At 69.5% G+C, this 24,720-nt stretch carries 26 protein-coding genes and 3 tRNA genes; 11 read left to right on the plus strand and 18 right to left on the minus strand.

The window, feature by feature from the left end; all coding sequences use genetic code 11:
- Positions 1-19: 19 nt before the first annotated feature.
- Together WFJ97_RS15115 and WFJ97_RS15120 are read left to right on the plus strand one after the other, a co-directional pair.
- A complete protein-coding gene (locus tag WFJ97_RS15115) occupies positions 20-682 on the plus strand; it encodes a fasciclin domain-containing protein (protein ID WP_247634185.1) in 663 nt (220 codons plus the stop codon).
- 136 nt (positions 683-818) lie between these two features.
- A tRNA-Lys gene (locus tag WFJ97_RS15120) sits at positions 819-891 on the plus strand.
- Positions 892-909: 18 nt separating this feature from the next.
- Here WFJ97_RS15120 and WFJ97_RS15125 read toward each other — a convergent pair.
- Entirely contained in the window at positions 910-1,539 is a 630-nt protein-coding gene (locus tag WFJ97_RS15125) for an HD domain-containing protein (protein ID WP_336642109.1), read from the minus strand.
- Positions 1,540-1,661: 122 nt separating this feature from the next.
- On the opposite strand from WFJ97_RS15125, the gene WFJ97_RS15130 reads away from it, so the two are divergent.
- A complete protein-coding gene (locus WFJ97_RS15130; RefSeq protein ID WP_247625039.1) occupies positions 1,662-2,210 on the plus strand; it encodes a type 1 glutamine amidotransferase domain-containing protein in 549 nt (182 codons plus the stop codon).
- A gap of 29 nt (positions 2,211-2,239) precedes the next feature.
- On the opposite strand, the gene WFJ97_RS15135 is transcribed toward WFJ97_RS15130, so the two are convergent.
- Positions 2,240-2,761, minus strand: coding sequence for a CGNR zinc finger domain-containing protein (locus tag WFJ97_RS15135; protein ID WP_336642110.1), 522 nt, complete (start codon positions 2,759-2,761; stop codon positions 2,240-2,242).
- Positions 2,762-2,786: 25 nt separating this feature from the next.
- Here WFJ97_RS15135 and WFJ97_RS15140 point away from each other — a divergent pair, with 25 nt between their 5' ends.
- A complete protein-coding gene (locus tag WFJ97_RS15140; protein ID WP_336642111.1) occupies positions 2,787-3,026 on the plus strand; it encodes a hypothetical protein in 240 nt (79 codons plus the stop codon).
- Here the strand turns inward: WFJ97_RS15140 and WFJ97_RS15145 are convergent.
- From WFJ97_RS15145 to WFJ97_RS15200, 12 genes are all read right to left on the minus strand, one after another.
- Positions 3,016-3,549, minus strand: a complete 534-nt coding sequence (locus tag WFJ97_RS15145) for a DUF1697 domain-containing protein (protein ID WP_336642112.1) — start codon at positions 3,547-3,549, stop codon at positions 3,016-3,018. The two genes, WFJ97_RS15140 and WFJ97_RS15145, sit on opposite strands and share 11 nt — an antisense overlap.
- Positions 3,546-4,127 (minus strand): isochorismatase family protein, encoded by a 582-nt coding sequence (locus WFJ97_RS15150; protein ID WP_336642113.1) that lies wholly within the window; start codon positions 4,125-4,127, stop codon positions 3,546-3,548. The genes WFJ97_RS15145 and WFJ97_RS15150 overlap by 4 nt, the downstream gene beginning before the upstream one ends.
- A 68-nt stretch (positions 4,128-4,195) precedes the next feature.
- Positions 4,196-4,268, minus strand: a tRNA-Thr gene (locus WFJ97_RS15155).
- Positions 4,269-4,371: 103 nt separating this feature from the next.
- Complete coding sequence (locus WFJ97_RS15160; protein ID WP_336642114.1) at positions 4,372-5,931, minus strand: alpha/beta hydrolase; 1,560 nt, start codon at positions 5,929-5,931, stop codon at positions 4,372-4,374.
- Positions 5,928-7,085: a DNA polymerase III subunit delta' gene (locus tag WFJ97_RS15165; protein WP_247625045.1), complete on the minus strand. Its 1,158-nt coding sequence runs from the start codon at positions 7,083-7,085 to the stop codon at positions 5,928-5,930. The genes WFJ97_RS15160 and WFJ97_RS15165 overlap by 4 nt, the downstream gene beginning before the upstream one ends.
- Before the next feature lie 68 nt (positions 7,086-7,153).
- A complete protein-coding gene (gene tmk, locus WFJ97_RS15170) occupies positions 7,154-7,783 on the minus strand; it encodes a dTMP kinase (protein WP_336642115.1) in 630 nt (209 codons plus the stop codon).
- A complete protein-coding gene (topA, locus tag WFJ97_RS15175) occupies positions 7,780-10,641 on the minus strand; it encodes a type I DNA topoisomerase (RefSeq protein WP_336642116.1) in 2,862 nt (953 codons plus the stop codon). Before topA ends, tmk begins: the two co-directional genes overlap by 4 nt.
- Positions 10,642-10,720: 79 nt before the next feature.
- A complete protein-coding gene (locus WFJ97_RS15180) occupies positions 10,721-11,050 on the minus strand; it encodes a helicase (RefSeq protein ID WP_336642117.1) in 330 nt (109 codons plus the stop codon).
- Positions 11,050-11,406: a TadE family type IV pilus minor pilin gene (locus tag WFJ97_RS15185; RefSeq protein WP_336642118.1), complete on the minus strand. Its 357-nt coding sequence runs from the start codon at positions 11,404-11,406 to the stop codon at positions 11,050-11,052. The genes WFJ97_RS15180 and WFJ97_RS15185 overlap by 1 nt, the downstream gene beginning before the upstream one ends.
- The gene (locus WFJ97_RS15190) at positions 11,406-11,603 is read right to left on the minus strand and encodes a DUF4244 domain-containing protein (RefSeq protein WP_247634171.1); all 198 of its coding nucleotides are present in this window, start codon (positions 11,601-11,603) and stop codon (positions 11,406-11,408) included. Before WFJ97_RS15190 ends, WFJ97_RS15185 begins: the two co-directional genes overlap by 1 nt.
- A 45-nt stretch (positions 11,604-11,648) precedes the next feature.
- Positions 11,649-12,542 carry a type II secretion system F family protein gene (locus WFJ97_RS15195; protein ID WP_336642119.1) on the minus strand — a complete coding sequence of 298 codons (894 nt, stop codon included), beginning with the start codon at positions 12,540-12,542 and terminating at the stop codon, positions 11,649-11,651.
- Positions 12,536-13,549 carry a TadA family conjugal transfer-associated ATPase gene (locus WFJ97_RS15200; RefSeq protein ID WP_336642120.1) on the minus strand — a complete coding sequence of 338 codons (1,014 nt, stop codon included), beginning with the start codon at positions 13,547-13,549 and terminating at the stop codon, positions 12,536-12,538. The genes WFJ97_RS15195 and WFJ97_RS15200 overlap by 7 nt, the downstream gene beginning before the upstream one ends.
- Positions 13,550-13,908: 359 nt before the next feature.
- Between WFJ97_RS15200 and acs the strand changes: the two genes are divergently transcribed.
- Entirely contained in the window at positions 13,909-15,876 is a 1,968-nt protein-coding gene (gene acs, locus WFJ97_RS15205; protein ID WP_336642121.1) for an acetate--CoA ligase, read from the plus strand.
- Positions 15,877-16,033: 157 nt separating this feature from the next.
- Here acs and WFJ97_RS15210 read toward each other — a convergent pair whose 3' ends face one another.
- Both WFJ97_RS15210 and WFJ97_RS15215 read right to left on the minus strand, forming a co-directional pair.
- On the minus strand, positions 16,034-16,492 hold the full coding sequence (locus tag WFJ97_RS15210; protein WP_247634167.1) for a RidA family protein: 459 nt from the start codon (positions 16,490-16,492) through the stop codon (positions 16,034-16,036).
- On the minus strand, positions 16,489-16,713 hold the full coding sequence (locus WFJ97_RS15215; RefSeq protein WP_247625076.1) for a DUF4177 domain-containing protein: 225 nt from the start codon (positions 16,711-16,713) through the stop codon (positions 16,489-16,491). Before WFJ97_RS15215 ends, WFJ97_RS15210 begins: the two co-directional genes overlap by 4 nt.
- A gap of 89 nt (positions 16,714-16,802) precedes the next feature.
- On the opposite strand from WFJ97_RS15215, the gene WFJ97_RS15220 reads away from it, so the two are divergent.
- From WFJ97_RS15220 to WFJ97_RS15245, 6 genes are all read left to right on the plus strand, one after another.
- Positions 16,803-19,343 carry a transglycosylase domain-containing protein gene (locus WFJ97_RS15220; RefSeq protein ID WP_336642122.1) on the plus strand — a complete coding sequence of 847 codons (2,541 nt, stop codon included), beginning with the start codon at positions 16,803-16,805 and terminating at the stop codon, positions 19,341-19,343.
- On the plus strand, positions 19,340-20,275 hold the full coding sequence (locus WFJ97_RS15225; RefSeq protein WP_336642123.1) for a metallophosphoesterase: 936 nt from the start codon (positions 19,340-19,342) through the stop codon (positions 20,273-20,275). Before WFJ97_RS15220 ends, WFJ97_RS15225 begins: the two co-directional genes overlap by 4 nt.
- Before the next feature lie 53 nt (positions 20,276-20,328).
- Positions 20,329-20,405 (plus strand) — tRNA-Pro (locus WFJ97_RS15230).
- Between the two features lie 68 nt (positions 20,406-20,473).
- Entirely contained in the window at positions 20,474-20,950 is a 477-nt protein-coding gene (locus tag WFJ97_RS15235; protein WP_336642124.1) for a VanZ family protein, read from the plus strand.
- Complete coding sequence (locus tag WFJ97_RS15240; protein WP_336642125.1) at positions 20,947-21,702, plus strand: HAD-IIB family hydrolase; 756 nt, start codon at positions 20,947-20,949, stop codon at positions 21,700-21,702. Before WFJ97_RS15235 ends, WFJ97_RS15240 begins: the two co-directional genes overlap by 4 nt.
- Before the next feature lie 54 nt (positions 21,703-21,756).
- On the plus strand, positions 21,757-22,599 hold the full coding sequence (locus WFJ97_RS15245; RefSeq protein WP_336642126.1) for a DUF1295 domain-containing protein: 843 nt from the start codon (positions 21,757-21,759) through the stop codon (positions 22,597-22,599).
- 44 nt (positions 22,600-22,643) lie between these two features.
- Here WFJ97_RS15245 and WFJ97_RS15250 read toward each other — a convergent pair whose 3' ends face one another.
- Positions 22,644-23,924 carry an alpha-hydroxy acid oxidase gene (locus WFJ97_RS15250; protein WP_336642127.1) on the minus strand — a complete coding sequence of 427 codons (1,281 nt, stop codon included), beginning with the start codon at positions 23,922-23,924 and terminating at the stop codon, positions 22,644-22,646.
- Positions 23,925-23,934: 10 nt separating this feature from the next.
- On the minus strand, positions 23,935-24,681 hold the full coding sequence (locus WFJ97_RS15255; protein WP_336642128.1) for a FadR/GntR family transcriptional regulator: 747 nt from the start codon (positions 24,679-24,681) through the stop codon (positions 23,935-23,937).
- Positions 24,682-24,720: the final 39 nt, after the last annotated feature.

The following is a 24,720-nucleotide window of genomic DNA, read 5'->3' on the forward strand; positions in this document are numbered from 1 at the left end:
TCATCTGAAGGAGCTCGAAATGTTCAGCACCAAGAAGAAGGTCACCGCAGCACTGACGCTCACGGTGGCGAGCGCGTTCCTGCTCTCGGCATGTTCCATGGGCAGCGGCGAAAGCACCACCGAATCCGAGGAGCCCATGGCGCCGGAGAGCTCGCAGTCGTCCGAGCCCATGGAGATGGACCCCGCGGCCAACCTCGTGGGCCCCGGTTGCGCGGCGTACGCCGAGCAGGTTCCGGACGGAGCGGGTTCGGTCGAGGGCATGTCGAAGGACCCGGTCGCGGTCGCGGCATCCAACAACCCGATCCTCACCACGCTCACCGCAGCGGTCAGCGGACAGCTCAACCCCGACGTCGACCTCGTCGACACGCTCAACGGTGACGAGTTCACGGTCTTCGCACCGGTCGACGACGCCTTCGCGAAGATCGACCCGGCCACCATCGACGCCCTCAAGACCGACAGCGCCACGCTGAGCTCGATCCTGACGTACCACGTCGTCCCCGGCCAGATCACGCCGGACGACATCGTGGGCACGCACCCGACCGTCAACGGAGCCGACCTCGAGGTCACCGGTAGCGGCGACGAGCTGCAGGTCAACGGCGCCAACGTCATCTGCGGCGGTGTCCAGACCGCGAACGCCACCGTGTACCTCATCGACACGGTGCTGATGCCCCCGGCTGAGTAAGAGCGGGATAGTGCCGATGGGGACCTCGGCACGACGACCTCCGTCATCCGGGGAGGGATGACGCGGGGCTGAAGAGGGCCGTTGACGATAGCTGTGTCGTCAACGGCCCTCTTTCTGCGCCCTAGACTGGGAGCACGGGCCTCTAGCTCAGTTGGCAGAGCATCGGACTTTTAATCCGCGGGTCGTGGGTTCGAGCCCCACGGGGCCCACCGCATTCCCCTCGCCGTTCATCGGTCGGGAGAGACCTTCCACGCATCCTCACCCGTGGCGATTCGCTTCGAGGCGTTGAGCCTCGCTGCGGCCGTCGCGGGTTTGCGCGCCGCCTGGTCGGCGATCGCGGCCGAGAACTCCTCGGCGAACGTCAACCGCGGCACCCGCCGCACGATCTCGGCGATGAGCTGCGCATCCCACAGATCTGCCGCAGCGTGCGCGACATCGAGGCTGGTCGCCGCCTCCAGCAGGTAGCCCTCGGGATCCTCGTCGACGTCGACGCTCACCCACATGTGCCGCTGGATCACCTGGCCGAGCCGCTCGCGGCGGTGCTGCGACCACCCGGCTCCGGCAGCGAAGACCTCCGAGACTGCCGCCCCCGCATCTTCGAAGGCCACCGTGTGGCTGTCGAAAGCGGGCACGATCCCGACGTCGTGCAGGACGGATGCCACGAAGAGCAGTTCCTCGTCGATTTCGAGGCCCCGCGAGTCGGCGAGGGCTTTCGCCCAGACCCACGAGCGGAGGGAGTGGTTCAGCACGGCGGGCGTGCACCACTGCCGCGCGACCTCCAGCGCACGCTCCGACGCCGCCGTGGGCGGCACGAGCAGACGGTCGGCGAGGGCGGAGACGGGCGCGGGGGTCGACATGGTGCGAGCCTAGCGGCGCGGCCGCTATCACCCCTGCCGCGCACTGGCCACCCCCTTCACGGCATCCGCCCCTCGCGGCAGAGTCGGAGCATCCACTTCCCCCTCCTGAAAGGACGACGACCATGGCGACTCTCACCGGAAACCGCGTGGCATTCCTGGCGACCGACGGCTTCGAGGACAGCGAGCTGACCAGCCCGTGGGAGGCGGTGACGGCCGCGGGTGCGAGCGCCACGTTGATCGCCCCGGCGGCGGGCAGCATCACCGGCAAGAACGGACACGAGCAGGCCGTCGACCTCATCTCCGGCGACACGAGCGCCGATGAGTTCGAGGCGCTCGTTCTGCCGGGCGGCGTGGTGAACGCCGACCACCTGCGGCTCGACGAGGCATCCGTCGCCCTCGCGAAGGAGTTCTTCGCACAGCACAAGCCCGTCGGAGTCATCTGCCACGGCGCCTGGATCCTCATCGAGGCGGATGTCGTCGACGGGCGCACGCTGACCAGCTACCCGAGTCTCAAGACCGACCTGCGCAACGCCGGAGCGACCTGGGTCGACGAGGAGGTCGTCGTCGACGCGGGCCTCGTCTCGAGCCGCACCCCCGACGACCTGCCGGCGTTCAACGCGAAGGTCGTCGAGGAGATCGGCGAGGGTCGCCACGAGGGCCAGACCGCCTGACCCGCATCACCATCGCGCCCGGGGCAGGATCAGGCACCTCCCCGGGCACGATGCCGTCGTACCGCGGCCCGGTTCGCGCATCGCACCGAACAGAATCGTTGGCGGCCGTTCCGGGTGACGTCCGCGACCACGTTCGTGCAGGGGGATGCCGCGCAGCGGCCGAGCCTGCTCATGCCACGAGTGACCAGGTGGAGCGAGGTGCCCAGGTTGATGATCGCCCGCAGCACATACGGAAGCGAGGGCACGTCGTCGCGGTAGTGCAGGTGCCAGCCCTCTCCGTCGTGATTCGTGAGCCGCGGGTACGCGGCCGCCTCCGCGAGCTGGGCATTGAGGAGTTCTGCACGCGCGTCGGGGTCGGCTTCGTCGACGATCCGGAGCCAGTCGTCGATGACGTCGCGCACGCGGGCGTGGTCTTCGGCGGCGGGCGGGAACGTCATCGTCATGCCCATCTCGATCGTGCGCTCCTCGATCCCGGCACGGTCGGCGGGCCAGTCGTTGGCGAGCGAGGTCGCCAGGAGGACCGCGTACTCTCCGTAAGGGTTGAGATGCATAAGGCCATTACATCACGCTGGTGTCATGACCTCCACGGACATCCTCCCGATCCCCCGACCGACCACTGCCCCGACGGCGCACGAGCACTTCTGGCTCACAGAGTCCCGCCATTCGACGAGCGAGGGCATCGTCGTCTACGTGCGGTGCGGGGCGTGCACCGCACGTCGCATCGATCTGCGCCCCTCGAGCGCTGCGCCGTCGACCTCTCTGCCGCCGATCGCGATGAGCCGCAGCATCGGAGAGTCGCCGAACGTCAGGCCGTGAGCTCCGTGAGCTTTCTCACGGTGCGCAGGTTCCGCGCCGTGCCCGCGACCCCGAGCGCGCGATCGAGAACGGCTTTCGTGAGCTTCGACGCATGCACTCCGGACTCGGCGTAGGAGATCCACAGATCGTGCCCGACGAGGGCGATCTCCTCCCCCGGCACCAGACGCTCACGCAGCGCGGCGACCGCACCCTTCTGCGGAGCGCCCTCCAGGAACATCGCGTGCAACAGGTTCTCGACCGGATCGACGAACGGCTGCGACGCGAGGGCTCGCGCGAGCGCATCGTGCGTGCGCAGGATCACCGGAGTGTCGACTCCGAACTCGTCATGGATGAGCGACCGCACGCGCGCGCAGGCCGCGACCGGATCGGACGGATGCCGACACACGATGTTGCCGCTCGCGATGTACGTCGAGACGTCGTCGAGCACCCCGGCATCGTTCAGCGCCGAACGCAGCTCGGCCATCGGCACGCGATTGCGACCGCTGACGTTCACGGCCCGCAGCAGCAGGACGCTGCGGCTCACACCTCGGCGCTCACGACGAGCTCGGCGCCCGCGTGGGCGAGCTCGATCAGCGCGGCCTCGCTCGACTCGGCACCGACGCCCGCGACCAGATCGGTGAGCACCCGCACGCGCACCCCGTGGGCGACGGCGTCCAGAGCGGATGCCCGGACGCAGTGATCCGTCGCGATCCCCACCACATCGGCGCTGATCACCCCGGCCGCCGTCAGCACGGCTCCGACCGTCTCGCCGGAATCCGTGACACCCTCGAACATCGAGTAGGCGGGCAGCCCCTGCCCCTTGCGCACGTGGTGGGTGACGGCATCCGTCTCGAGCAGCGGGTCGTACTCGGCGCCCGGCGTGCCCGCTACGCAGTGCACCGGCCAGGAGTCGACGTAGTCGGGACTCTCGGCGAAGTGCCCGCCATTGTCACCCTCGGCGTCGTGCCAGTCGCGCGAGGCGACGATCACGTCGTAGTCGCCGGCGTGGGCGGCGAGGTATGCCGAGACCGCGGCGGCGACCGCATCACCGCCCGCGACCGCCAGGGCACCGCCCTCGGTGAAATCGTTCTGGACATCGACGATGAGAAGCGCTCTGCTCATGATTCGAGACTACGCCGCCGGGAAGAGGAAAGCCCCCGTGATGTTCTTCGCATCACGGGGGCTGTCGGAGCCGCTTGTCAGAATCGAACTGACGACCTTTTCATTACGAGTGAAATGCTCTGCCGACTGAGCTAAAGCGGCGTGCGACGGACGAACCGGCGCGATCACCGATATTACCCTGTCTCGCGCTCGCTCGCGAATCGAGCGCGACTCACGCGCGTGTCACGCGCGTGAGTCGCGGACGTCACTCGCAGCGGAGGCCGTCTTCGGGCACGACATCGTCGAGGAAGAACGCCTCCACGGCGTTGTCGACGCATCCGTTGCCCTTGTTGTAGCCGGTGTGCCCCTCGCCCACGCGGGTGATGAGCACGCCCTCGTCGAGCTGATCCGCGAGCGCCTCCGACCACTCGTAGGGCGTGGCCGGGTCGTTGGTCGTACCGATGACGAGGATGGGTCCGGCACCCTCGGCCGTGATCTCCCCGCGCGTTCCCGTGGGCGGGTAGGGCCACACCTCGCACGAGTCGGGGCCGGTCCAGTACGGCGCGATGGTCGGCGCACCCTCTTCGATCTTCTTCGTGGTCGCGGCTTCGGCGGCGGGGTCGTCTTCGACCGGGTAGTCCATGCAGTTGTACGCGCGGAACGCCTCGGTCGAGTTGTCGGTGTACGAACCGGCCTCGCGGCCGTTGTAGAAGTCCGCCAGCACGAACGCCGTCGACGGGTCGCCCTGCAGCGCCTGGTCGAGCGCCTGCGTGAGGAACGTCCAGCTGTCCTGCGAGTAGAGCGCGGCGATGATTCCCGTCATCAGGGAATCCGCACCGAGCATCCGTCCGTCGCCGTTCTCGAGCGGCGTGCGATCGACGCTCGCGAGCAGCGCACCGAGATCCGCCATGGCGTCGTCCACCGAGCCGTTGAAGGGGCAGCTCCCGGAATCGAGGCAGTCCTGCATGTACGCGCGGAGCGCCGATTCGAATCCGAGAGCCTGCGTCGCACCGACCTCGAGCCCGGGTACCGACGGGTCGATCGCACCGTCGAGCACGAGGCGGCCGGCCTTCTCGGGGTAGAGGTTCGCGTAGGTCGCGCCGAGGAAGGTGCCGTAGGAGTAACCGAGGTAGTTCAGCTGCGAGTCGCCGAGCACGGCACGGATCAGGTCCATGTCGCGTGCGGCGTTGATGGTGGTGATGTACGGCAGGATGCCGTCGCTGTTCGCGTCGCACGCCTCGGCGAACGCCGTGTTGCGCTCGGTGAGTTCGGCTTCCCACTCGGCGCTGCCGCGGGGCGAGGTCGGGACGTCGTAGAGGTAGGCGTCCATCTCGGCCGCGTCGAAGCAGCGCACCGCCGTCGACTCGCCCACGCCGCGCGGGTCGAAGCCGATCACGTCGTAGTTCTCGATGAGGTCGGCGCCGACCGCGTAGTCGAGGCTGTCTCGGATGAGGGCGACGCCACTGGCGCCGGGGCCGCCGGGGTTGGTGAGCAGGGAGCCCATCGGCGTCTGCTCGGCCTGGTGCCGGATGATGGAGAGCTCGATCTCGCCCTCTGCGGGGTTCTCCCAATCGAGCGGTGCGGTGACCGTCGTGCAGTCGAAGCCGGCGCTGCCGCAGGACTCCCAGGTCAGCTCCTGCGAGTAGAACGGAAGGAGCTCTTCGGATACCCCGTCGGTGTCGGGCGCACTGGTCGCCGACGGGCGCGTCGCCGTCTCCTCGGGGATCATCGAGTAGAGGCAGCCGGAGAGCGCCACGGCGGCGACGGCGAGGCCGGCGACGAGTGCGGCGGCACGGCGGAGGCGGGGAGTCTTGCGGATGTTCACGGTGTCCTCCCGCTCGTGATGGTCACGAGCAAGCTCTCGAGGGCGAGCAGCGGTGCGACGTTTCGCTCCAGCGCCTGCCGGGTGTCGGCGAGGTGGTCGAGTACGACCAGCGTACGGGTCTCGGGCCAGGCTTCGGCGAGCGCGCTCAGCTCGGCCCGGAGCTCACGGTTGATCAGTTCGTCGGTGCGGCCGAACTGCAGCATCACGACGTCGCGGAAGAGCGACTGCATGTCGGTGAGCACGCGGTCGATGCCGTCGCGCAGGCTGCGGGTGGCGCGCTTCTTCTGGTCGTCCTCCAGGGCCGAGAGCTGGGAGCGCAGTGCCGGGGGGACGGCCTGCCCTTCGGCGACGCCCACCATGCGCAGCAGGTTCGCCCGCTCGGCCGCGTCGCGCTCGGCGGTCAGGGCCTTCGCGTCTTCGGTGGCGGCCTGGATGATGCGCCCGGCGACCTCGACGGCATCGCCCACACCGCGCACGCCGATCACCGAGCGGAGCGTATCGTCGCGCCGACGACGGGCGGCCTCATCGGTGGCGAGTCGCTGCGCCATGCCGATGTGTCGCTGGGAGTGGCGGGCGGCCTGTTCGGCCACGACCTCGTCGACGCCCGTGCGCAGACTGATCAACCGCGCGACGTCCGCGACGTCCGGTTCGCGGAGCCGCAGCGAACGCACGCGCGAACGGATGGTCGGGAGCAGATCGGCCTCGCTGGGGGCGCAGAGGATCCAGACGGTCTTCTCCGGCGGCTCCTCGAGCGCCTTCAGCAGGACGTTCGAGGTGCGTTCGACCATGCGATCGGCATCTTCGACGACGATGACGCGGTAGCGCCCGGCCGAGGGAGCGAAGTACGAACGCTCGACCAGGGCGCGCGCCTCGGCGATCGTGATGATGACCTTGTCGGTGCGCAGCGCCGTCACATCGGGGTGCGTGCCCGCGAGAACCTGCCGCATGGTCGCCTCGTCATCGGGCCGGTCGGCGACCAGCGCCGCGGCGAAGGCGTAAGCGAGGGTGGAACGCCCGGACCCCGGCGGACCGGTGATCAACCAGGCGTGCGACAGCGCCGACGGATCGGATGCCGCGTCGCGCAGAGTCTCGACCGCGGCATCCTGCCCCCACACATCGGCCCACGGGAAAGGGGCGGCGATGGTCTCAGGCATGCACTCAGCCTAATCGGCACCACCGACGCCGACCGCATGCGGTCGTGGCGCTGTGCAGAGGAGCGGGCTCAGGCCAGGAACGACGCGACCCGCGCACGGATCTCGCCGGCGATCACGTCGACCGGCGAGGAGGCGTCGATCACGAGGAAGCGCTCCGGTTCTGCGGCGGCGAGCGCAAGGTACGCATCGCGCACGCGACCGTGGAACTCAGCCTTCTCCGCCTCGAGCCGATCGAAGGGCTTGTCGGCCGAGTCGAGCCGGGTGCGGGCGGTCTGCGGGTCGAGGTCGAGCAGCACCGTGAGGTCGGGCAGTGCTCCCTCGGCGGCCCAGAGCGACAGGTCGCGGATCTCGGTCGCATCGAGCACCCGGCCTGCGCCCTGGTAGGCGACGGACGAGTCGAGGTAGCGATCCTGCAGCACGATGTCGCCCCGCTCGAGCGCGGGGCGCACGACGGTCGCGACGTGATGCGCCCGGTCCGCCGCGTACAGCAGGGCCTCCGCACGCGGCGCGATGTCCCCGCGGTGGTGGAGCACGATGTCGCGGATCAGCTGGCCGACCTCCGACCCGCCGGGCTCGCGCGTGCGCACGACCTCATTGCCGGTCTCCGACAGCCAGGAGGCGAGCAGATCCGACTGCGTGGTCTTGCCCGAGCCGTCACCGCCCTCGAGCGTGATCCAGCGACCGCGGCCTTCCGTCACGAACCGGCCTTCTTCGCGGCGGCGTTCGCGGCGCGCGTCGCGGCCGCCTTCTTCGCCGCAGCCGAGCGTGCGGCCGCCTTCTCGGCATCCGTCGGAGCCTTCTTCGCTGCAGCCTTCTTGGCAGGAGCCTTCTTGGCAGGAGCCTTCTTGGCAGGAGCCTTCTTGGCAGGAGCCTTCTTGGCAGGAGCCTTCTTGGCCGCCGCACGCGAGCCGCGCTTGGGAGCGGGGCCCTTCGCGCGCTTGTCGGCGAGCATCTGCACGGCGATCTCGAAGGTGATGTCCTCGGGCTTCTGGCCGCGCGGGATCGTGACGTTGGTCTCCCCGTCGGTCACGTAGGCGCCGAATCGACCGTCACGAATGCGGATCGGCTTGCCACTGACCGGGTCGGCGTCGAACTCGGCGAGCGCGCTGGATGCCCGTCGGGCACCGTACTTGGGCTGCGTGTAGATCTCGAGCGCCTGCTCGAGGGTCACGTCGAAGATCTGCGATTCGCTCTCGAGCGAGCGCGAATCGGCGCCCTTCTTCAGGTACGGACCGAAGCGGCCGTTCTGGGCGGTGATCTCGTCACCCGATTCGGGGTCGACGCCGACGACGCGAGGCAGGGTGAGCAGCTGCAGGGCGGTGTCGAGATCGATCGCGTCGACCGACATCGACTTGAAGAGCGATGCGGTGCGCGGCTTGGGCGCGGTCTCCTTCTTGGCACCGCGCTTCTTCGGAGCTTCGACGACCTCACCGGTCGTCTCGTCGACCGCGGCGTCCTCGGACACCGGGTCGTTCTCCTGCACGTACGGGCCGAAGCGTCCGTCCTTGACGACGACGATCTTGCCGTTCTCGGGGTTCTCTCCGAGAACGCGGTCGCCGGCGACCGGAGCGTCGATGAGCTCCTGCGCCTTCTCGGCCGTGAGCTCGTCGGGCGCGAGGTCTTCCGGGACGTTGACGATGCGCGGCTTGGCCTCGGGGTTCTCGGGGTCGGCGACTTCGAGGTAGGGGCCGTACTTGCCGAAGCGCAGGGTCGCGGTGTCGGTGATCGGTGTCGAGTTGAGCGCTCGCGCATCGATCTCGCCGAGGTTGTCGACGACCTTGCGCAGGCCGACGTGCGCGTCGGAACCGAAGTAGAAGCCCTTCAGCCACTCGACGCGGTCCTGCTCGCCGCGTGCGATCGTGTCGAGGTCGTCCTCGAGCGAGGCCGTGAAGTCGTAGTCGACCAGCTCGGCGAAGTGCTCTTCGAGCAGGCGGACGACGCTGAAGGCGAGCCACGTCGGCACGAGCGCCTGGCCGCGCTTGACCGCGTAGCCGCGATCGAGGATCGTCTCGGGGATCGTCGCGAACGTCGACGGACGCCCGATGCCCTTCTCCTCGAGGACCTTCACGAGCGATGCCTCGGTGTACCGCGGCTTCGGGGTCGTGCGGTGCCCCTTGGCCTCGGCTTCGGCGACCGACAGCTCATCGCCCACGGCGACGGCCGGGAGCGACTGGTTCTCGGCGGCATCCGCATCGCCGCGCTTCTCGTCGCGACCCTCTTCGTACGCGTCGAGGAAGCCCTTGAAGGTGTAGACGGTTCCGGATGCCGTGAACTCCGCGACCTGCCCAGCGGCGTTCACCGCGATCGTGACGGTCGTCGTCTCGTACTTCGCGTCGGCCATCTGGCTGGCGACAGTGCGCTTCCAGATCAGGTCGTAGAGGCGCTGCTCGTCACGGTCGAGCTCGGACGAGAGCGACGCGGGGGTGCGGAAGTTGTCGCCCGAGGGACGGATCGCCTCGTGCGCCTCCTGCGCGTTCTTGCTCTTCGACTTGTACACGCGGGGCTTGAGCGGCACCGCGGAGTCGCCGTAGAGCGCGACCGCCTGGCTCCGCGCAGCCTGCACCGCCTGGGTGCTCAGCGACGTCGAGTCGGTACGCATATAAGTGATGTACCCCTTCTCGTAGAGGCGCTGGGCGACGCTCATCGCCTGCTTCGCCCCCATCGAGAGCTTGCGTCCCGCCTCCTGCTGCATCGTGGAGGTGGTGAACGGGGCGTAGGGGCTGCGGGTGCCGGGCTTGGCCTCGACCTTGGTCACCGTACCGGCCCCGGCCGATTCGACGGCCTGGGCGAGGGCGTGCGCCTTGGCCTCGTCGAGGACGACGACGGCCTTCTTCAGGGCACCGCGGTCGTCGAAGTCGGTGCCGCGGGCGAGCTGCCCGCCGTCGACGCGCACGAGGCGGATGCGGAACGACGTTCCGGTCGCGGCCGCAGCGGCGTCGACGTCCCAGTACTCGGCCGAGACGAACGCCATGCGCTCGCGTTCCCGGTCGACGATCAGACGGGTGGCAGCGGACTGCACGCGGCCGGCCGAGATGCCGGTCTTGACCTTGTACCAGAGGACGGGCGAGACATCCCAGCCGTACAGGCGGTCGAGGATGCGGCGGGTCTCCTGCGCGTCGACGAGCGCGTGGTCGAGCTCGCGGGTGTTGCCGACGGCTGCCTGGATCGCGTCCTTGGTGATCTCGTGGAAGACCATGCGCTTGACGGGGACCTTGGGCTTGAGGGTCTCGAGCAGGTGCCAGGCGATCGCCTCGCCCTCGCGGTCCTCATCAGTGGCGAGCAGGAGCTCGTCGGCGGTCTTCAGGGCGCGCTTGAGCTCGGCGACCGTCTTCGTCTTGCGATCGGAGACGACGTAGTAGGGGTCGAAGCCGTTCTCGATGTCGATCGAGTACTTCCCGTAGGCCTCCTTGTCGGCGGCCGGGATGTCCCGCTTGTCAGCGAGGTCGCGGATGTGGCCGACGGAGCTGAGCACCTCGTAGCCGTCGCCGAGGTATCCCTGAATCGACCGCATCTTCGTCGGAGACTCGACGATGACGAGCTTCTTGCCTTCAGCCAAGGGTGCGTCCTTTCTTCGAAGCACACCATACACACCCCTGCTATCCGGGTGTGTCGCAGTGAGGAGGTACGTTCTGCCGTCATTCGCCCTCGGGTGGCCCGGCACGGGCTCGGGAGACGGCAACGACTCCAGCGTACGCCGACTCCACCTGCACGGTCGCCACGAAGCCCTCGATCGCGCATCCGGTGAGGGTCGCACCCGCAGCCCCGGCCACCCGCGCGGCGACGGCGCAGGGCTCGTCGGCGACGACGACGGCACCGCTGACGGCATCCGCCGCGGCGAGCGCCGCGGCATCGGCCGCGCCGGCGACCCGTTGCGCGGTGACGGCGGCGCCGCCGACCGCGGCGAGCCCGAGGGCGAGGCCGGCCGCTGTCACCAGAACGCCGGTGGCGAGCGCGGATCCGGCCATCAGAGACCGCCCGCCAGGGCGCAGCTCGATGCCTGCAGCGGCACGGTGAGGAGATTGCCGACGGCCACCTCCGTGCGCGCCGTCACGCAGACGAGGTCGCCGGAGTTCGCGGACGACATGGTGGCACCCGGCGCCGCGCGCGCCACGGCATCGGCGGCGCGCCCCGTGTCTTCGCCTCGCCCGAGGAGGCGGGCGGCATCGGCCGCCGCATCCTGCAGGGACACCTGACGCGTGGCGGCACCGAGCGCCCCGACGCCGAGGGCGAGCACGAGGACGACCGCCGGCAGCGCGAGCGCCAACTCGGCGGCGACCGATCCCCGGTCGCCGCCGAGCCGTGTGAATCGGGATCGCGGCATCACGCCACGGTCAGCGCCCGGCGCACCAGGTCGGTGAGGATGCCGCGCACCTCGTCGGAGCGCATGATGACGACGAGTAGACCCGCGAAGGCCACGGCGGCCATCGTGGTGATCGCGTACTCGGCCGTCGCCGCTCCGGTTTCGTCGCCGAACAGCGATGCGGCCCGACGCCGGTCGAGTGGAGGAAGTGCGTGCATGGTGTTCCTTCTTTCTGGTGTGACGCGGTCGCGTCGTCGTTCCGCTCATATCGGGAGCGGTGTGGAGGTCAGGACGCTGAGGAGCATCGGTGCGACGCCCAGCAGCAGGAAGGCGGGGAGCGTGCAGACGCCGAGCGGGAGGAGCAGCCGTGTCGAGAGACGCGACGCGCGCAACCTGCCCTCGACCCGCGACGTGTGGCGCTCCTGGGCAGCCGACGCGCGGAGGAGCTCCACGGCGGGGACGCCCGCCGCGCGCGACAGTTCGAGCACGGCGGGCACACGGTCCTCTCCCCCGTGCGCGATCGATCCGACCGCGTCGAGGAGCCCCAGAGCCCGGTCGATCGAGGCTCCGCCCGCCAGGGCCACCGCGACGAGTTCGGCACGCATGCCCGGTGTTCCCGGTGACGGCCGCGCACGCCGGAGCAGGCTCGCCGTCCAGACCCGCGCGAGGAGCACGAGCCCTCCCCCGGCGAGCACACAGGCGGCGCCGATCGGGTTCCGAATGATGACCCCGATCGTGTCGAAGCCCAGCGCGAACCCCAGGAGCAGACCGGCGAGCGGCATCCACAGCAGCAGGCGCGCCGTGCCGGCGGGCTCGGCGAGGGCGATGCGCACGTCATCGCCCGCGGAGGCGGCGTCGCGAAGGGTCTCGGCCAGCGTGCGCAGCACCTCGGCGAGCGGTGCGCCCACCGTGGTCGCGATCTCCCAGGCGGCTGCGAGATCGACCCACACCCCGCCCTCCGCTTCGATCGCGGCGGCGATGGGCTCGCCCGCGTCGATGCGCGACACGATGGCGATCGCGTGCCGGTCACCGGTCTCTGCGAGATGCCGCCAGGCCACCGTCGGCATGGCTCCGGCCTGCAACAGCACGGCCAGCGTCTGCACGGAGGTCGCGGCATCCGCATCGTGCGTCACATCCCGCACTCGCCGCCTCACCATGGCCGCACCTCCTCGATCGTCAGCCGATCGTCCGCGAGCGCGAACACCCCCGCCTGCGCGATGCGCCGGGTTCCGCCGGGATCGCGCACGAGATGCAGCACGGTGCTGAAGGCGCTCACGGTCTGCCGCGCCAGCGCCGTGGCATCCATCCCCGCGAGTGCCCCGAGTGCTTCCAGTCGCGCCGGCACATCGGTCAGCCCACTCGCATGCAGGGTCCCGGCGCCGCCGTCATGTCCGGTGTTGAGCGCGGTGAGCAGTTCTCGGATCTCCTCACCGCGGCACTCGCCCACGATCAGCCGATCCGGCCGCATGCGCAGCGACTCCCTCACCAGACGCGCCAGGCTGATCCCTCCCGCGCCCTCGAGGTTGGCCTGCCGCGCTTCGAGGGCGACGTGGTGAGGATGCCGCGGCCGCAGCTCGGCGACGTCTTCGATCGTCACGAGGCGCTCGGAGTCCGCCGCCTCCGAGAGCAGGGCGGAGAGCAGCGTCGTCTTGCCCGTGCCCGTGCCTCCGGTGATCAGCAGATTCGCCCGCTCGTGCACCAGGCTCGTCAGCCACCGCTGCATCCGTGCGTCGAAGCAGCCGAGCGCCGCGAGCGCATCGAGGTCGGCGGCGCGCACCCGGGGGATGCGGATCGAGATGGCGGTGCCGCTGGCCGCGACGGGTGCGAGCACGGCGTGCACGCGGATGCCGGAGTCGAGCCGCACGTCGACGCACGGCGACTGGTCGTCGAGATGGCGCCCTCCGAGTCCGACGAGGGCGACCGCGAGATCGCGGACCTCGCGTTCGGATGCCCGCCACGCCGAGACGGGTTCGGCGCCCTCGCCCCGATCGAGGAACAGCCCTCCGTCGCCGTTGACGAAGAGATCGGTGACGGCGTCGTCGGCGCAGTGTTCGGCCAGCATCCCGAACGCGGGGTCGATCCGCAGCGGGGCCGGCGGGATCGGCACCGAAGCGCCGTGCGGGCTCTCGGTGCCCCGGGGCTGGAGGATGAACGGATCGGCCATGCCCCGACGCTAGGCAACGGGTGGGACCCCGCCCGTCCCCGGATGCGGTCGCTGTGCAGAACCCACGGCATCGCCGCGCCGTGCAGAACCGATCGCAGCGCCTCGCCGGTAACGAGAAAGGCGGCACCTCACGGGGGGAATGAGGTGCCGCCCGGGGCGGGCACCGATCGGGGGAATCGGGCGCGCCAAGGCCGGAATGAGTATTCGGCTGAGGTCGAGTGTACGCAAGGCAACCGTCCTGACAAAACCGACGCGACTACCGACTTTCGGCAGTATTGATCCCCCGTGCGCGAGACTAGATTCGCCCTGTCCCGGAGGCACCGCCGGGATCGACCCCAGCCGCAAAGGAGCGTCTGCCGATGAGCAGTCAGATCGACCACCTTCTCGATGAGAACCGCCAGTTCCCGCCGTCCGAGGAGTTCGTCGCCCAGTCGATCTCCTCCCCCGAGCTCTACGAGCGCGCCGCCGCCGACCGCGAGGGCTTCTGGGCCGATCAGTCGCGCGAACTGCTGCACTGGCACACGCCGTTCACCCGGGTTCTCGACTGGTCCGCCCCGCCGTTCGCCAAGTGGTTCGACGACGGCGAGCTCAACGTCGCCTACAACTGCCTCGACCGCCATGTCGAGCAGGGCAACGGCGACCGCGTCGCTCTGCACTGGGAGGGCGAGCCCGGCGACAGCCGCAGCATCACCTACGCCGAGCTGACCGACGAGGTCAAGCGCACGGCCAACGTGCTCGCCGATCTCGGCGTCGGCCAGGGCGACCGCGTCGCCATCTACCTGCCGATGATCCCCGAAGCCGTCGCCGCGATGCTCGCCGTCGCGCGTCTCGGCGCCATCCACTCGGTGGTCTTCGGCGGATTCAGCGCCGACAGCCTGCGGGCGCGCATCGACGACGCCGGCGCCAAGGTCGTCATCACCGCCGACGGCGGTTACCGCAAGGGTCGCGTCTCGGCGCTCAAGCCGGCCGTCGACCAAGCGCTGAGCGACCGCGGAGACGGCGAGCAGCTCACCGTCGAGCACGTGCTCGTCGTGCGTCGCGGAGGCAACGAGGTCGACTGGGTCGACGGTCGAGACGTCTGGTGGCACGAGGCCGTGCCCGCGGCATCCGCCGAGCACACGGCCGAGGCGTTCCCCGCCGAGAACCCCCTCTTCATCCTCTACACCTCGGGCACCACCGGGAAGCCAAAGGGCATCCTGCACACGTCCGGCGGCTACCTCACGCAGGCCGCGTACTCGCACAAGTACGTCTTCGACCTGCACGCCGACAGCGACGTCTACTGGTGCACGGCCGACATCGGCTGGATCACCGGGCACTCCTACGTGACCTACGGCCCGCTCGCGAACGGAGCGACGCAGGTCATCTACGAAGGCACCCCGGATGCCCCGCACCCCGGCCGCTGGTGGGAGATCATCGAGAAGTACAAGGTGTCGATCTTCTACACCGCCCCGACCGCCATCCGGTCGTTCATGAAGATCGGACGCAGCGTCCCGCAGAAGTTCGACCTCTCGTCGCTGCGGGTGCTCGGATCGGTGGGAGAGCCCATCAACCCCGAGGCGTGGATGTGGTACCGCGAGGTCATCGGCGGGAACCGCGCCCCCATCGTCGACACGTGGTGGCAGACCGAGACCGGCGCGATCATGGTCTCGCCGCTGCCGGGCGTCACCGCCACGAAACCGGGCTCGGCGCAGGTGCCGCTCCCCGGCATCCGCATCGACGTCGTCGACGAGCAGGGTCAAGAGGTCGGCAACGGGAACGGCGGCCTGCTCGTGGTGACCGAACCCTGGCCGAGCATGCTGCGCGGCATCTGGGGCGACCCGGAGCGCTTCCGCGAGACCTACTGGGAGAAGTTCGAGGACCAGGGCTACTACTTCGCCGGCGACGGCGCACGCCTCGACGACGACGGCGACCTCTGGCTGCTCGGGCGCGTGGACGACGTGATGAACGTCTCGGGCCACCGCCTCTCGACGGCCGAGATCGAATCGTCGCTCGTCGCCCACGAGGCCACCGCCGAGGCGGCCGTGGTCGGCGCGTCCGACGAGACGACGGGCCAGGCGGTCGTCGCCTTCGTCATCATCAAGGAGAGCTACCTCTCAGCGCACGACCCGGCGGGTCTCGCCCAGCAGCTGCGCCTGTGGGTCGGCGAGCAGATCGGGGCGATCGCCCGCCCGCGCGATGTCTACATCGTGGGCGAGCTGCCCAAGACCCGCTCCGGCAAGATCATGCGCCGTCTGCTGCGCGACGTCGCCGAGGGTCGCGAGGTCGGCGACACGACGACGCTGGCCGACACCGCGGTGATGACGATCATCTCGTCGCAGGTCAAGTAGTTTCTCGGGGTCCGCTCCGAGATGCCCCTACGCCGGTCGAGACGGGGACCCCTGCACCCCGATCGCCCGGCGCAGGGGCATCGCTGCGCTCGCCATCGATCTGCTGCGGCCACGCTCTCGCCTCCCGGTAGGGAGAGAGGCGGATGCCGCGGGCCGATCAGGCGAGGAGGAAGGTGACCTCGACCTCGACGGGGCTGTCGAGCGGCAGCACGGGCACGCCGACGGCGGCGCGGGCGTGACGGCCAGCGTCGCCGAAGATCTCGCCGAGCACTTCGCTCGCGCCGTTGATGACGCCGGGCTGGCCCGAGAACTCGGGAACGGATGCCACGAACCCACCGACGCGCAGCACCCCGGCGATCCGGTCGACACCGCCGGCGGCATCCGCCGCGGCGGCGAGCGCGTTCAGCGCGCAGGTGCGGGCGTAGGCCTGGGCGTCGGCGGCGTCGACCGCCGCGCCGACCTTGCCGGTCGCGGGAAGAGCACCATCGGTGAACGGGAGCTGGCCCGAGGTGTAGACGAGCCCCGCGTGGACGACGGCGGGTACGTAGGCGGCGACCGGGGCGGCGACGGCGGGCAGCTCGATGCCGAGTTCGGCGAGGCGTGCGGAGATGCTCACGCGGCACCGCCCTCGAACTGGCGGGCGGCCTGGGCGGCGGCCGCGAGACCGGTCTCGTTGGATCCGTCCTGCGTGACGGGGCGCTTGAAGTAGGCGACGAGTCCGCCCTCGGGACCCTGCACCACCTGGACGAGCTCCCAGCCCTGCTTGCCCCAGTTGTTGAGGATCGCAGCGGTGTTGTGGATCAGCAGCGGCGTGGTGAGGTATTCCCACGTGGTCATGGCACTCCATCGGATCGTCGTGCGGGCGCAGCGGACGAACGCGGGCCCGTCAAAGGCGGTATTCAGGGAACTCCCCTACGATCAAGCGTATGCCTCAAAAGAACCGTACGGTGAAAGGCGTGCTCGGCGGTCTGCTCGGGCTCGTCGGTCTGAGCGCCGTCGCCGGCCTTCTTGTCACCACCAGCGTCACGCCCGTCCTCGCGATGGCCGGCATCGCCGGAAACAGCGCCGTGACGCTGTTCGAAGACCTCCCCGCGAACCTCGACGTCAACGCTCCGATGGAGCAGTCGACCATCTACGCGACCGACCCGAACACGGGTGAGAACATCGCCCTCGCCTCGTTCTACGAGCAGAACCGCGTGCCGGTGACGTACGAGCAGCTGTCGCCGACGCTCATCAACGCCATCCTCTCGAGCGAGGACAAGAACTTCTACAGTCACGGCGGCGTCAACCTCGGCGCCACCGTCAAGGCCGTCATCGATAACCTGCGCAAGACGTCGAGCCGCGGTGCGTCGACGATCACGCAGCAGTTCGTGAAGAACGTGCAGATCCAGGAGTGCGAGCAGAAGGCGGACGCCGCCTCGGAGACCTACTCGGAGGACCTGCAGCAGTGCTGGCTCGACGCGACCAACGCCAAGGGCGCTGACGGCATCGAGCGCAAGCTGCAGGAGATGCGCTACGCCATTCAGATCGAGAAGACGTCGTCGAAGAACGACATCCTGCTCGGCTACCTCAACATCGCGAACTTCGGCGGCACCGTCTACGGCATCGAGGCCGCCGCCAAGTACTACTTCTCGGCATCCGCGTCGAACCTCACGATCGCCCAGGCAGCGACGCTGGCCGGCATCGTGCAGAACCCGAACAACCTGCGCATCGACCGCACCGAGGGCGAGAACTCCGCGGCCGACGGCTACGCCGACACCCTCAACCGCCGCGACTACGTGCTCGGCCGCATGCTCGCCGACGGCAAGATCACGCAGGCCGAGCACGACGAGGCCAAGGCCTCGCCCATCGAGCCCAAGATCACCCCAACCGTGCAGGGATGCGCCACCGCCGGCCAGAACGCGTACTTCTGCCAGTACGCCAAGTCGATCATCGAGAACGATCCGATCTTCGGTGAGACCCGCCAGGACCGCAGCGAGCTGCTGCGCCGCGGCGGCCTGAAGATCTACACCACGCTCGACCTGCGCGTGCAGGGACCGGCCGCCCAGGCCATGGCCGACAACGCCCCGGGCAACATGGACAACCAGTACTTCGGTGCCGCCGGCGTCTCGCTCAACACCTCAAACGGCAACATCATCGCGATGACGCAGAACACCACGTTCAGCGAGACGAAGACCGACGATCAGGCGTTCACCTCGCTGGTGTTCGCGGGCGACAAGACGCACGGCAACTCGACCGGCTTCCCGGTCGGATCGACGTACAAGATCTTCACCCTCATCGACTGGCTCGAGAAGGGGCACTCGGTGAGAGAGACGCTCAACGGATCCGTGCAGCGAAGCCTCAAGATGAACGTGTGCGGCGGAACGCAGACGATCAACACTGCGGAGATCGGCAACTTCGGCGGGAACCGCGGATACACGAGCAACGTGCTCAACTTCACCGCACAGTCGCTCAACAGTGGCTTCTTCGCGATGGCCGCGAAGCTCGACATCTGCGACATCAACAAGGTCGCCGACCGCATGGGCGTCACGTACGGCACGGGTGAGAAGGTCACCGACTCGAACGTCCCGTACGACGTGCTCGGGCCGAAGAACATCTCGCCGATGGCAATGGCCGCGGCCTACGCGACCGTCGCGAACGGCGGCACCTACTGCGCGCCGCGTGCGATCGAGAAGGTGCTGAACGCCGACGGCACCGAGCATGCGATTCCGCCGGTGGCCTGCAAGGAGGGCGTACTCACGCCCGAGGTCGCCGCGACCGCCGCCTTCGCGCTGCAGGGTGTCATGGCGAGCGGTGGTACGGGTGCACGGGCCAACCCCTTCGACGGAACGCCGATGATCGGCAAGACCGGTACCCATAACCGCTCGGGGACCATGATGATCGAGTCGAGCACCAACGTCACGACCGCGGTATGGGCCGGACGCTGGCAGGGCGAGGCGGACATCTTCCAGGTGCCCTCGCAGAAGGGTGGACTTCTCAACGAGATCCGCTACCCCATCGCGAGGGCGGCGCAGGCCGCCGCGAACGACATCTACGGCGGTAACGCCTTCCCACAGCCCGACCCGAACCTCTCCCGCCAGATCCTCACCGACGTGCCCAGCGTTGTCGGGATGACGATCGAAGAGGCGACCGCCGCCCTTGAAGGTGCCGGATTCGCGGTTTCGGTCGGAGCGCCGGTCGACGGCTCGCAAGCGACCAACATCGTCGCCGCGCAGGATCCGTCCGGTCAGGCTCCGACGGGCGCGAACGTCACGATCTCGCCCAGCAACGGACAGGCCACGACGGTCCCGGCCGACCTGATCGGTAAGTCGCGAAGCGCCGCCCAGGCCTCCCTCTTCGCCGCCGGGTTCGAGTCGCTCCAGTTCGACGCCTCCTGCAACGGCGGAGGCAAGAAGGTGATCAGCACCGACCCGGCCCCGGGCAGTGCTGCGAGCAAGACCACGACCGTGACCGTGGTCTGCGAGTGACCCGCAGCTCTTCGGTGCACCCGGCCCTCATCGCGCTCGGCGCGGTGGGGGCCGTGGGCGCTGCGGCGGCGGTCTGGGGCATCGGCATCGAGCGCTACCTGTTCACGGTGCGCGAGGTCGAGGCATCCGCTCTGCCGCCCGGCTCCGCTCCCCTGCGCATCCTGCACCTGTCCGACGCTCACATGGCGCCCTGGCAGCACCGCAAGCAGGACTGGCTCGCCTCGCTCGCCCAGCTGAAGCCCGACCTCATCGTCAACACCGGCGACAACCTCGGGCATCGCGAGGGGCTCGACGGCATCCGTCGTGCGTTCGATCCGTTCGTCGGCATCCCCGGCGTCTTCGTGCACGGCTCGAACGACGTCAACGAGCCCTCGCCGCGCAACCCGTTCAAGTACTTCACCGGGCCGTCGAAGCACACGAGCGCCCCGCGCCTGCTCGACACCGACGCGATGGACCGCTACTTCACCGATGAACTCGGGTGGACGGGGCTCAACAACACCGCCGCGCGACTCTCGGTCGCCGGGCGAGACATCGACCTCTTCGGCGTGAACGACGCTCACCGCGACTGGGACCGCCTCGACGACCTGCCCGACGCGATCGCGGCGCTCGGCCCGGCACCCGCCGGCACGCCGGTGCTCGGGGTCACGCACGCGCCCTACCAGCGGGTGCTCAATGGGTTCATCGACCTCGGCGCCGACGCGATCCTCGGCGGCCACACGCACGGCGGCCAGGTGTGCCTCCCCGGCTTCGGCGCTCTGGTCGCGAACTGCGACATCCCCCTGAAGCAGGCCAAGGGGCTGAGCACCTGGACGCACGGCGACCGCGCCGTGCCGCTCAACGTCAGCGCGGGCTGCGGGCACTCGATCTACGCCCCCGTGCGCTTCGCCTGCCGCCCGGAGGCGACGCTGCTCACGCTCACCGCGCGGGCCTGAGCGCTCGATTGGGCGCTCGCGACTTTTCCTTGTAGACTCGGAGGGTTGCAAAACGGGGTGTGGCGCAGCTTGGTAGCGCGCTTCGTTCGGGACGAAGAGGTCGCAGGTTCAAATCCTGTCACCCCGACCAGTAACACCGGAAAGGCCGCCCTGCGGGGCGGCCTTCTCTGTACCCCGACCGCGGATCGAAGGGACGGCATGAGCTCGCTCCTCCCCCCGCCGCGTCGCCGCACGCGCGCCTGGGCTCTGGGCCTCGGCATCCCGTTCCTCGCCGGACTCGTCGCGCTCACCCTCACGCCGTCGCGCGTCGAACAGCGTCTGCCCAACCTGCTCGACCTCGTGCTGTCGACCGCGCACCGTCTCGGCTGGGCGTCACTCGACTTCACCCGCCTCGAGATCCTCGCGAACGTCTTCGTCTTCGTTCCGGTGGGAATCCTCGCGTTCGTGCTGCTCCCCCGCCCGGTCTGGGGCCTCGCCTTCCTCGTCGGTCCCGCGATCTCGATCGGCATCGAGGTGTTCCAGCGTCTGGCGCTTCCGCACCGCGCGGCGACCGTCTCCGACGTGATCGCGAACTCGACCGGAGCGACGATCGGCGTCGTCCTCGCCGTGTTGTCCACACTCCTCGTCGCCGTGCTCTCCGGCCCCTCGCCCTCTCGTAGGCTGGAAGCATCATGACCGCGCCCTCCCTCGTCGCCTTCGACCTCGATGACACGCTCGCCACATCGAAGGCGGCGATCACGCCACGCATCGCCTCCCTGCTCCAGGCCCTGCTGCATCGGGTCGACGTCGCGATCATCTCGGGCGGCAACGAGACGCAGTTCCGCACCCAGGTGATCGCCCAGCTGACGGATGCGGATGCCGCCGCGCTCGGCCGACTGCACCTCCTGCCCACCTGCGGCACCCGGTACCTGCGTCACGACGGCACCGAGTTCGCCACCGTCTACGCGCACGACCTCACCGACGACGAGAAGTCCGCCGCCCTCACCGCTCTGCGGGAAGAGGCCGAACGCCTCGATCTGTGGGAGGCGGAGCCCTGGGGCGAGATCCTCGAGGACCGCGGCTCGCAGATCACCTTCTCGGCCCTTGGGCAGCGCGCGCCGAGCGACGCCAAGCACGCGTGGGATCCGACGGGCGCGAAGCGCGCCGCGCTGCGTGACGCCGTCGCCGCCCGCCTCCCCGGCCTCGAGGTGCGCTCGGGCGGGTCGACGTCGATCGACATCACCCGTGCCGGCATCGATAAGGCGTTCGGGATGACGCGCCTCGCCGACCTCACCGGCATCCCCCTCACCGACATGCTGTTCTTCGGCGACCGTCTCGACGAGGCGGGCAACGACTACCCCGTGCTCGCGATCGGAGTGCCCTCGGTCGCAGTCGACGGCTGGGAGGACACGGCCGACAAGCTCGACGCCCTCCTCCCCACGCTCTGATCGACCTTTCGCAGCATCCGCCGCTCGCGCCCGCTCCGGGCCTAGCATGGCGGCATGGACGCTCTGCTCATCGTCATCATCGTGGCGGCCGCTGCCAGCCTCGTCTGCTGGGTGCTGTCGCTGATCACCCGCGACACCTCCTGGGTCGATCGCGCGTGGTCGATCGTCCCGGTCGCCTACGTCTGGATCTTCGTGGGCGTCGCCTTCGCCGAGGGCGACGGATCGGCGCGGCTCGTCGCGATGGGGCTGCTCGCCACGGCCTGGGGCGCGCGCCTCACGTTCAACTTCGCCCGCAAGGGCGGCTACACCGGCATGGAGGACTACCGCTGGGCGATCCTGCGCGGACGCATGCGCCCCTGGCAGTTCCAGCTCTTCAACCTGTTCTTCATCATCGCCTACCAGATGACGCTGCTCGTACTCATCACGCTCCCGGCGATGGTGGCCGCCCGGCATCCGTCCGCGATGACCGGCTGGGACGTGCTTTTCATCGCCGCCTTCCTCGCCTTCCTCGTCGGTGAGACGATCGCCGACCAGCAGCAGTGGGTCTTCCACCAGCGCAAGAAGGCGGCGGGAGGCACGCTCTCCCCCGGTTTCGCGACCACCGGGCTCTTCCGTTACAGCCGCCACCCCAACTTCTTCTTCGAGCAGGCGCAGTGGTGGGCGTTCTACGCGCTGGGCGCGAGCGCGGCCGTCTCGGGAGGCGCCGGACTCGTCGGCGGCGTCCTGAACCCGACGATCGTCGGAGCCGTGCTGCTCTCGCTCCTGTTCATCGGCTCGACGATCTTCACCGAGTCGATCACCGCCGCGAAGTACCCCGCGTACGCGGAGTACCGCCGCACCACCTCGATGCTCGTCCCCTGGGCGCCACGACGAAGCGCCGTCGCACCCCAGACCTGAGCGGGGTACGACGGCGCTTCGTCGTTCGGTAGAACGGATGCGCCTCAGCGCACGACTGCCTCGGCAGCGGGGCGAGCCACCGGAATGAGCCGCTGCAGCTGGGTGACGTGTCCGGGCTCGAGCTCGGCCAGCGTCGAGACGCCGAGCAGACGCATCGTGCGCTCGATCTCGCTGCGCAGGATGGCGATGGTTCGGTCGACGCCCTGGCGTCCGCCGGCCATCAGACCGTAGAGGTACGCCCGGCCGATGAGCGTGAAGTCCGCGCCCAGGGCCACGGCGGCCACGATGTCTGCACCGTTCATGATGCCGGTGTCGATCATGACGGTGAAGTCTTCACCCACCGCCTGGCGCACGCTCGGCAGCAGGTGGAACGGGATCGGGGCGCGGTCGAGCTGGCGCCCGCCGTGGTTCGAGAGCACGATGCCGTCGACACCCGCATCGCGCAGGCGCACGGAGTCCTCGACGTTCTGCACGCCCTTGATGACGATCTTGCCGGGCCAGATGTCGCGGATCACGGCGAGGTCGTCGTAGCTGATGGTCGGGTCCATGGCGGCGTCGAGCAGCTCGCCGACGGTGCCGCCCGTGGTGCTCAGCGAGGCGAACTCGAGCTTCGGGGTGGTGAGGAAGTCGTACCACCACCAGGGGCGCGGGATCGCGTTGATGATCGTGCCGAGGGTGACCTGCGGCGGGATGCTGAAGCCGTTGCGCTTGTCACGCAGACGGGCCCCGGCGACCGGGGTGTCGACCGTGAACTGGAGGGTGTCGAATCCTGCGGCGGCCGCACGACGGGTGAGCTCGTAGGAGATCTCGCGGTCGCGCATGACGTAGAGCTGGAACCAGTTCCTTCCGGGAATCTGTCCCTGAGGCTCTCGAAGGGTGGCGGCCTTCACCCCCTCGATCGAGGTCGTGCCGAGCGTCGACAGCGTGAACGGGATGCCCGCAGCGGCCGCGGCGCCGGCACCGGCGGACTCGCCCTCGGTCTGCATCAGACGGGTGAAGCCGGTCGGGGCGATGCCGAACGGCAGCGCGGAGGGGCCACCGAGAATGTCGACGCTCGTGTCGACGGTCGGTGCCGGGCGCAGGATGCCGGGGTGGAACTCGACGTCCTGGAAGGCCTGACGCGCGCGGGTGAGCGAGAGCTCCCCCTCGGCCGCACCGTCGGTGTAGTCGAACGCGGCCTTCGGAGTGCGGCGCTTCGCGATCAGGCGCAGGTCGTCGATCGTGAGCGCGGCGTCGAGGCGACGCTTGCGCCCGTTGAACTCGGGCTTCTTGAACTTCATCAGGTCGAAGAGCTCGGCGGGCTTGGGCACCTGGCGCTGAACCATGGTGGTCCTCTCAGTTGTCGGGGGTGCTGTCGGGGATCGTGTCGGTCGAGGCCGTGCGGGTCAGGCCCGCGGCGGTGTAGTAGCCGGTGATGTGCGCATGCACGAGGGCGCGAGCGGATGCCGCGTCGCCGGCGTCGATCGCCGCGACGAGGGCGCGGTGCTCCTCGCGCAGGCGGGAGGCCATGTCGTCCCAGTCGGGGATCGACGCGGCGCCGGCCTGCACGTACGACTCGATCGACGAACGGAGGCCCGCCATCATCGCAGCGATCACGGTGTTGCCGCTCGCCTCGGCGAGAGCGAGGTGCAGCTGCGCGTCGAGGGCGAGGAACTCCTCGGGGGTGAGGTCGGGCGCGTCCATGGCGGCGAGCATCCGATGGGCGGCGGCGGTGTCGCGGTCGTGCGCCGTCGCGAGCGCGTGGGCTGTGGCGTCCTCGAGCACGAGTCGGGTCGCGACGACATCCGCCAGCGGGAAGCCGTGCGCGGCCACCTGCAGGCGCAGGAGCTGCGACATGCCCCCGGTGGGCGTCGCGATGACGATCGCGCCCGCCTGCGGCCCGGAACCGGTCGCGGTGCGGATGAGGCCCATGACCTCGAGCACGCGGAACGCCTCGCGCACGCTGGAGCGGCCGACACCCAGGTCGGTGGCGAGGTCGCGCTCGGAGGCGAGCCGGTCGCCCGGGTTCAGACGCCCTTCGAGGAGGTCGCGCTCGATGTGGTCGAGCACGACTCTCCACGCGCGCACCGGCTGCTCCGCCATCCGCTCTCTCCTGGGTCGCACCGCGCGCGGCCATCTGTG

The organism is Microbacterium sp. USHLN272 (genome assembly GCF_037149655.1).
In the GTDB taxonomy this organism is placed as follows: domain Bacteria; phylum Actinomycetota; class Actinomycetes; order Actinomycetales; family Microbacteriaceae; genus Microbacterium; species Microbacterium galbinum.